Here is a 7,045-nt window from a genome sequence, read left to right on the forward strand (position 1 = left end):
AAGCTTTTGCATCCGTGGAGACAAAACTACTAGCAAAGGCAGTTTCTGGGATAACTTTTGCCGATTCTAAGGGGGTGAATCTTTGCCAAGGAAGTTGTCCTCGTAGATAAAGATAGACACCTCCTGCGGTTACTGCTGTTAATCCTAGGACGACTAAACAACCGGGTAAAAATGATTTTTTTGACATAGAATTGTGGTTTGGTTAAAAAGTTCCATACTTGGCGATCGATTTGTCTGCGGTTGTAGTTCCTCGAGAATTGGTTAATCTTTAGTAAGCTTTAAATATTATTATAGCTTCTGGAGGTACTAAGCTGTTGACTATCTAAATTACTCGTTAAGACTGTACGGGAGCAGGGAGAGGGAGTTTTGGCATTTGTACTAACAGATCGAATGCTCAGTTTAAATCCAGTACAGCTTAGAATGCTCAAATATTGTTGATATGAACACCATCAAGGGCTAATTTTATCATTAAACTGGACATGATTCTGGAAAATTTTCTGATTACTAAGTATGCAGAAATACAGACAAGAAAAATCCCTGTTATTAGAAAATAGTTGAGATTAAAAAATATTGTTGCTGAATTGGTGCATTTATTTCAAATATATTTATGTAAAAATATTAAAACTCCTGCTGTTAACTCTGATGCTTAAAAAGCTATCAGAATGATAATAATTTCGTTGAAAAGTACAGCTTTTTGAAAAAATAAGGTTATTATGAACCTATATTATACTAAATCTGGTTATTAAAAACTGATTATCTATTGCTCCTTTTGCCTATTGCCTATTGCCTCTCCTGATATGTAGCCTATACTCAACGGATTTAGTATTAGACCTTTTTAACCCAATATCCAAGAGAGCCAAAAATGACAAAAAATAGGGGCTGGATTATTTTCAGTCCCCTAAACTACAAGAAATTATCGTTTTAGCTTTGTTTCCGTTTTAATGCCAAGGCAGATAAACCAAAGAAACCTAAACCAAAGAAGAGAGTCGGTTCCGGGGTTTGGACAGTTAATAAACCTAATTGACCACCTTCGACAAGATTATTAGGACCGCCGATGCTGCCATTTCGCACACTGTGGGCCTGCACGTCGAGAATTAGAATTTTTTCTCCCGGTCGAGCGCCAGGAAAGAATTCAGTAATATCCAAAATCCCCGAAGTTTCCCAGTTACCTAAATCATTGGGGCTGCTGTCGGTTTGACCACCTGGTAAACTAGAGCTACGATCGACCTGACCTACTCGTGTCGCTCGTCCAGTGGTGGCATCAAGTCGCCAAATCGAGGCTTCTTCTCCAGAGGTTTGACCGAAACCAGAGAAAGAACGGTCTTCTTGGATATAGATAGTACCGTCATCGGACCAATCGAGGTTATCAGGACTTCTCACCCCAAAATCGGGACCGCTAAATTGACCGCCACCTGCATCATTACCATCGTAGAGAATGCGAGCGCTGACGCTAGAAGCAGCGGTGTCGAGATTGCCGTTTTGATCGAAAACCAGATTATTATCGAAGATATAAACGGTTCCCCAGCTATCGGCCCCATTGAATAAAGAACTGCGTCCGGTGGAAGCAAGAACAATTTGGGAACCATCACTGGGATTAATCGAGACATCTTCCGGACGGGAGAAGGAAAAAGCTCCTAAAGCGTCCGCTTGGGCCCGAAGATTGCTATCGGTGGCAAAACCATTGAGAAAACCAACCCCATTTCCCTCGTTCACCACTTCTACCCAACGTCCGGCACTGGTGTTACCAGTACCAGCAAAGTTTTGGGGATCGACACCTTTATCGCCTACCCAAACATACAGTTTGCCCTGTTTGAGACCATTGCGATCTAGAAAACTACCATCTCCGACCCCGTTTTTCTCCCCAATGTAGAGATAGAGAGGTGCGGACTCGGTATCATCACCCCCGATCATCGCAATGCGATCACTTCTACCTGTATCAATTTCTGTCCAATTTTCCCAACCACCGCGACCCATTTCTGGGGCAGCCCAGAGACCGAAATTGGTAGGATCGAGAACCCATTGAGTCCCATTGCTGGTTTCTTCTCCAGCAAAGTAGATATTATCTTCAAAACCGATCCCTTGACCGAAGGAATAACGACCGAAAGCGGCACCAGAACAAAAACGATCTAAACCTCCAATGGTGGGAGCGAGTTCAAATTGACTGGTACTGGTGATTAGATTATAAGAGCGATCGTAGATTTTATCGAAGGCTAATCCAGAACCGATAATTTGACGACTACTGGTGTCGATGTCAAAGTAACTGATTCTTGCTCCTCTCACGGAAAGCTGGTTAGCAGTACCCGGATTCAGGGTATAAGAGGCTCCTTGGTTATTTCTAACTTCGTGGTTGACCAAGGCACGAATCGTCCCATTTCCTAGATTGATAACGCCAATTCCATCCAGAATACCGATGGGAGTGTAATTGTTAATGGTTTCACCCACTGTAAATAGGGGCGTATATTTATAACCATTTAATCCTGTCACCTGCGGTCCGCCTGTATTAGTATGAGCTTGCGCTAAAACCGTCGGTACGTTTATTAGGGAAATTCCCACTGTTAGCAGAGTTGCCGCTAGAACATTTTTGGGGTTAGAAGGTGAAGCAATCATTAATTTTTTAGTCCTCTAATCTCAAGGAAACAAAACGTTCTCTCTTGAGATTAGAACGCTTTTATTAAGGGATTGATAACCTGAGAATAAAAACTCTTTAAGAACTGATGCTTGGTCATAATTATTAATGTTTGTGTAAACAATTGTAAAAAAGCTGGATGCTCACGACCTAGATTCTTTCTATTAACAATTGTTATTTAATCATCGAGCCTAGTAAACAATGTCTTTCTTTTTCTTATTCTGACTCCTGAATACGGGTCTGTGACTCTTTCCCTAAGGGAATATTTTTGATTTTTGGCAGAAGTTCATTATTAATTCCCACCGCTTGATTAATATTAGTCAACCCATTAGCCTCTAATTTTTCTGTTAATCCTTGTAAAATATTTGATACTAGCCAGGGTCCTCGGTATAACCAACCGGTATAAATCTGTAATAAACTCGCACCGGCGGTAATTTTTTCCCAAGCATCATCGAGAGAAAAAATTCCTCCCACTCCAATTATTGGTAAATTGCCTTGGGTTTGCCGATAGATAAAACGGATCACTTCCGTGGAACGTTCCCGCAAAGGTTGCCCACTAATTCCCCCTGCTTCTTCAGTGATTGGTTTACCAGTTTCAGGCAGAATTGTGGTTTTTAATCCCGTGCGTTTAGTGGTGGTATTAGTAGCGACAATTCCGGCTAACTCATAGGAGAAAGCTAGATCAATAATTGTTCTGATATCTTCCCATTCCAAATCGGGAGAAATTTTCACTAATAGGGGTTTTCTGCCTTGATTTTCTGTTTGTAAAATGTCGAGGATTTTATCGAGTTGTTCACCACTTTGCAGGGAACGCAAACCTGGAGTATTGGGAGAACTAACATTAACGACAAAATAATCAGCATGGAGGAATAAATAGCGAAAACTGCCTAAATAGTCCTCCGGGGCCTTTTCTAGGGGCGTATTTTTCGATTTACAGAGGTTAATACCGATGGGAATCTGTCGGGGTTGTCGTTGCCAAGATTGTTGGAGAGTTGCCGCTAGAACCGGCGCACCGAGGTTATTTGCCCCCATACGGTTTAATCCGGCCAAATCTTCCGGTAAACGAAATAATCTCGGTTTTGGGTTGCCCGGTTGCCCTTCTAGGGTGACAGCACCCACCTCGGCAAAACCAAAGCCGAAATTATGCCAAAGTCCTGCCCCTAAACCGTCTTTATCGAATCCTGCCGCCAATCCGACGGGATTGGGGAAATTTAACCCCCAGAGGCTTTGAGATAGGCGAGAATCGCTAAAACTCAGGGATTCTGATAATTGTGAGATTAGCCATTGTCCCCAAAATTCCCCCCGCGAGCGATCGATTTTTTGGAGAGTATTTAATAATTGTTTTTGTGTTCCTTCTAAATTGCCCCGAATAGCCTTGAAAGCTAGGGGATAAAAAGGTTTAATTGTATCAATTATATTGGTCATAAAAAGACAGGAATTAAGGGTTAGGTGTAGGGTGGGTTAGGCAAGAACAAGTTATGTTTTTGACAAAAAAATTCAAATTTGCCGTAACCCACCTAGCATAATCTTTATAAACCCTGGCGAGGGTTAAAAGTTTCAATCGCCCGTATTTTTTGATAAAGTTCTAATTCTTCAGGGCTAGGATTGGGAGGATTAACTAATATAATTTCCACTAATTGATCGCCCCTTTCTCCTTGGGAAGTGGGATAACCTTCATTAGCCAAACGTAATCTTTGACCGCTTCTAACCCCCTTAGGAATCATCATTTTAACTAAACCGTCAATGGTAGGAATTTCCACAAAACCGCCCACAATTGCCTCGCTAGGAGTAATCGGCACTTGACAGACAATATCAGAACCTTGAATCCTAAAAAAAGGATGCCTAGCAATAGTTATTTTTAAATATAAATCACCCCCTTCAATCCCCTGACCTTTGAGACGAATTTTCTGCCCATCGATCATAGCTGCCGGCATATCTACCTCTATTGATCTACCATCTTCCAGACGAATTCTTTGTCTGCCACCTTGATAAGCTTTCTCCAAAGGTAAAGTCAATTTCGCCTCCACATCTCGACGAGTTAAACGGGGAGAGGAGGCAATTTTAGCACGCTTAGTATTAAGGTTATTAAAATCTCTAAACTTCCATAAATCCTGTTCTGTACGGGGGATTTTTCCATTCCCGTTACTATTGGCTTTTTCCCACGGACGTATCCCAAGACGCTTATTACCCGTCAAGGAACGATTATACTCAACTCGTTTTTCTTCATCGGAAAGAACATCGTAAGCTTCATTAATATCTTTAAACTTTTCTTCGGCCGATTTATCCCCCGGATTAACATCAGGATGATATTGGCGAGCCAGTCGTCGAAAAGCCTTTTTTATCTCGTCACTGGTGGCCGTGCGAGATACTCCTAAAAGATCATAATAATTAACTAATTGTGGCATATATTCAGTTATCAGTTATCAGTTATCAGTTATCAGTCATCGGTTATCAGTTATCGGTTATCAGTTATCAGATTTGAGTTCTAAGTGAGCAGTATGTATTAAGCGAGCAGTATTAAATAGTAGTTTCCCACTGTTTTTTTACTGATTACTGTTTACTGATTACTGTTTACTGATCACTGATTAAAACCAATCATCATCGTCATCATCCCAGTTATTTTGGGGGGGAATATTGCGGGAACGATTGCCGCCGCTGCGGCTACTTTTACTATTGTTATAACTTTTTTCCTCCGAAGGGGGGGGACTTTGCCAATCGCTATCGCGGCCATTATCGTAATTGTCCCGATCGCGGGGGCGATAACTATCTTGATTAGCCGAATAATTGGGTCGATAATCGCTTTGATAACCCGGAGTACTGGGACGATAATCCTGACGATAACGATCGCGACGCGGTTCGGAGGGAAGATCATCTTCCTTATCCCCGGTAAAAGTCTTGCGAATAGCGCTAAAAAAGCCCTCGTCTTCCTCGTCGTATTGTAGGCGTACCTCGCGATTTAGTTCATATATAACATCCTGTAGGTCCGCCTGGGCGCGATCGATGCGACGGTCATCATTTTTCTCCAAAGCGTCGATAATTTCCGTACTCAAAGACTCAATTTGACGACGATAGGAACGGGTGAACTCATTACCAAAATCGAGAGTAACATCTTTTAAGCGTCGTTGGGCTTGATCCACCAGAGAGCGGGCGCGATTGCGTTTATCCACCTTTTCGCGACGGGTACGATCTGCTTCGGCAAATCGGGCAGCATCGCCGATCATGCGGTTAATTTCCCCTTCGCTGAGGGTAGAAGCGCCTTGAATGGTGACACTTTGTTCCCGTCCGGTCATTTTATCCCTAGCGGTGACTTGTAGAATGCCGTTAGCATCGATATCGAGGGACACCTGCACTTGGGGAATACCCCGGGGTGCGGGGGGGATACCGGTTAATTTAAAACGTCCCAGGGATTTATTATCGCTGGCCATTTCCCTTTCCCCCTGCAAAACGTGAATTTCCACCACAGTTTGATTATTTTCGGAAGTGGAAAAAAGGTCAGATCTGCGGACGGGAATAGTGGTATTGCGGGGGATTAACTTTTTCATCACACCGCCGATGGTTTCTAAACCCAAGGATAAAGGGGTCACATCGAGGAGCAGCACGTCTTTGACCTCGCCGCCCAAAATTCCCGCTTGAATAGCCGCCCCGACCGCTACAACCTCATCAGGGTTAACATTTTGATTGGGTTCCCTATCGATAAAACTCCGCACCAAATCCTTCACCACCGGCATCCGCGTGCCGCCGCCCACCAGTACCACTTCGTCTAGTTGGACGGGGGACAAACCGGCATCAGAAAGGGCCCGTTTGAGAGGACGACGGAGACGACTGATTAAATCGCCGCATAATTCCTCAAATTGGGCCCGACTCAGGCGAGTTTCGATGTGTTTTGGCCCGTCTTCCGTGGCGATGATAAAGGGTAGATTAATATCGGTGACACTGACCCCAGACAGTTCAATTTTGGCTTTTTCTGCCGCTTCTGTCAGTCTTTGTAAGGCTTGCCGGTCTTGGCGCAGCTCCACGCCTTCCTGTTCCAAAAATTGATTGGCTAACCAATCGACGATTCTTTTATCGAAATCATTACCGCCTAATTGGGTGTCGCCACTGGTGGCCTTCACCTCAAAAACGCCGTCACCCACTTCCAGGATAGAAACATCAAAAGTACCGCCCCCCAGGTCAAAAACGAGGATTTTCTTGCTTTCCTGTTCATCGAGACCGTAGGCAAGGGCAGCGGCGGTGGGTTCGTTGAGAATCCGCAGCACTTCTAACCCGGCAATTCGGCCCGCATCCCGGGTGGCTTGACGTTGGGAGTCGTTAAAATAGGCGGGGACGGTGATTACGGCCCCGGTAACTTCTTCCCCCAGATAACGGCTGGCTTCTTCGGCTAATCGGCGTAAAATTAGGGCGGAAATTTCTTCGGGGGCG

At 43.9% G+C, this 7,045-nt stretch carries 4 protein-coding genes and 1 pseudogene; all 5 read right to left on the reverse strand.

All coding sequences use genetic code 11. The annotated features are described in order from the left end of the window. Positions 1 to 187: pseudogene (locus PX484_RS06810) on the reverse strand (DUF3352 domain-containing protein); the annotation flags it as partial. Positions 188 to 921: 734 nt separating this feature from the next. Then, positions 922 to 2,607 carry an alkaline phosphatase PhoX gene (locus PX484_RS06815; protein ID WP_287666558.1) on the reverse strand — a complete coding sequence of 562 codons (1,686 nt, stop codon included), beginning with the start codon at positions 2,605 to 2,607 and terminating at the stop codon, positions 922 to 924. A 235-nt stretch (positions 2,608 to 2,842) separates the two neighbouring features. Beyond that, complete coding sequence (locus PX484_RS06820; RefSeq protein ID WP_288103237.1) at positions 2,843 to 4,051, reverse strand: quinone-dependent dihydroorotate dehydrogenase; 1,209 nt, start codon at positions 4,049 to 4,051, stop codon at positions 2,843 to 2,845. A 104-nt stretch (positions 4,052 to 4,155) separates the two neighbouring features. Continuing rightward, entirely contained in the window at positions 4,156 to 5,031 is an 876-nt protein-coding gene (locus tag PX484_RS06825) for a DnaJ C-terminal domain-containing protein (RefSeq protein WP_288103239.1), read from the reverse strand. Positions 5,032 to 5,211: 180 nt separating this feature from the next. Next, positions 5,212 to 7,045, reverse strand: a 1,834-nt coding sequence (gene dnaK / locus PX484_RS06830; RefSeq protein WP_288103240.1) for a molecular chaperone DnaK, incomplete at its 5' end; no start/stop codon positions are given.

Origin of the sequence: Microcystis sp. M49636_WE2 (genome assembly GCF_030065375.1) — a bacterium.
GTDB lineage: Bacteria > Cyanobacteriota > Cyanobacteriia > Cyanobacteriales > Microcystaceae > Microcystis > Microcystis aeruginosa_C.